The 1,821-nt window shown below is 60.7% G+C and carries 1 pseudogene; it reads right to left on the reverse strand.

Features of this window, described 5'->3' with window-relative positions:
- Nucleotides 1-1,809, reverse strand: a pseudogene (locus EOA23_RS34355) (hypothetical protein); the annotation flags it as partial.
- Between the last annotated feature and the right edge of the window lie 12 nt (nt 1,810-1,821).

Below are 1,821 nucleotides of genomic sequence, written 5' to 3' on the forward strand. Positions count from 1 at the left end.
GACCATTGCATGAGCCAGCTCGCGCAAAGCCGCCATCGAGTTCGATGATGGTTTGTCGCGTTGGAGCAACTCGCTTTTGATAATCGGCGCCTTCGAGAAACCGGCGTCGGCGAGTGCACTTGCAACGACCGTTAGCGGTGCGCGAATGGTTTGGCTCGGTTGAGGCGCCAGGTACCAGCTTGCGTTCTCAAATGCCGTCTCGAGCGCCCGATGAAGCTGATCGATGCAGTGGGATTGTCTCGCCGCAATCTCCCGCCTTGCTATTCTGTCGCCCTCCAGCTGCGGGTGCTCACGGAAAACCCGTTCAACCGCCAACAACTCTGCGGCCGTTGACCGGAGAGCAAAGCTGTCATTTGCCCCGCCTACGGCGATTACATGCTTCTCCGCCGCCAGCGCCTTGGCCGCTTTCTGCGCCAGCTGATTGACTGATTTCGCCGTCAAAGAACCGTCGCCGAGAAGCAATAGCAAAAGGCCGCTGCCATGAAGAGGGCGGGCCAAAATGCCGCTCGTCAACGACTCGATGGTGTCGTCCGGGCCGACAACCTGCAGCGCTATCTCAAAAGTCCTTAGCGCCCCTTTCTGGAAATAATGCCGTTTGGCCGTGGCAAAGCCCAGGCCGACCCGGCGCGGAATGTCTGCGAGCTCAAGTGAACCCGGCGGTTGGATAGCGCGGGTAATGGCTTCCTCAAGATCGAAGTCGCTGCCGGCAAACAGTGCATATCCGCCAAGGCGCGGCTGCCGGATCAGAATAGCCCAATCGACGAGATCTTTGATCGCTCCGCTGATCGCTTTCATCCCGAAGCCGGGTACCGACGCGCTCAAAAAGTCGTCTGCGAGCACGACACCGGACCCGTTGCGGAAAAACTCGATGATCGCGGCCGCTTTCGTCAGAGCGACATGCAGACTAGTTCCTTTGACGCCGGCCCGCTCGATCGCTTCGAATGCGAGGCTGAAGCGACTGCCGTCGACACCCGCGGTAAGGGCCATTCCGAAGTTAGCAGCAAGATAATCCCAGAGCATGGCGGGGTCGTAGGTCCCGCCCTCAAGTTCGGTCGTCTCCAGAAACTCCTTGAAGCCGGAGGGCTCAGCCGAACTCAAGAAGCCAAAGACGCTCCGTTCATTTTGGGCAAACCGCGCTCTCGAGATCGGTCCAAGCAGAAGCGCGCTCACCGGGTTAAGGGGCCATGTCTGCGCAAGCGCGTCCGCCAGCACATCCACGTCCGTCGGACGGCGTTTGGCGACCGCTTCAGCAACAGTGCGGGCGCCGGATGAATCGTGATCAGGGCGCTCAGCGGCGATGGCCCGGCCGAGCAGCGCAACTGTTTCGTCTGCGCCCGAAAGAAACGCGATGTCCTGGTAGCGGCCTTGAACCTTACGCCATTCCTGGCGTGCGTCGCGCGCAGCACGCGCCGTGTACTGGTCGAACGACTGGTGGAGAATGCCAATGACTACCAAACGGCCGCTGCTGCGCGACGCATGCTCGGCGAGATCCTGAAGCAGATGGACGTCGCCGCCCTCGAGTGCTTCGTGCTCAAGAAGCTTGCCGAGTTCGTCGAGGATGAGGAGGGTTCCGCTCGATGCGCTTTCACCGCCCCCGATCAATGCCTTGATAAGACGATCATCGCTTGCTGCGAACTGTGATGCGGTGTCCTGCGACCAATCGAGGGTGTTGCGTGCGGCTTCAACGATAGCGTCCCGGAGCCGTGTCCGGCTTCCGGTAACGGCGACGACTTTCCAGGGGCCGGCGGTTTCCGGGAACGCCTGGTTGAACAGGGTCGAAAGAGGCTCCCCCGCAATGTCTCGAGCCATTTTCCGGTTCTT

The organism is Mesorhizobium sp. M2A.F.Ca.ET.042.01.1.1 (assembly GCF_003997405.1).
GTDB lineage: Bacteria > Pseudomonadota > Alphaproteobacteria > Rhizobiales > Rhizobiaceae > Mesorhizobium.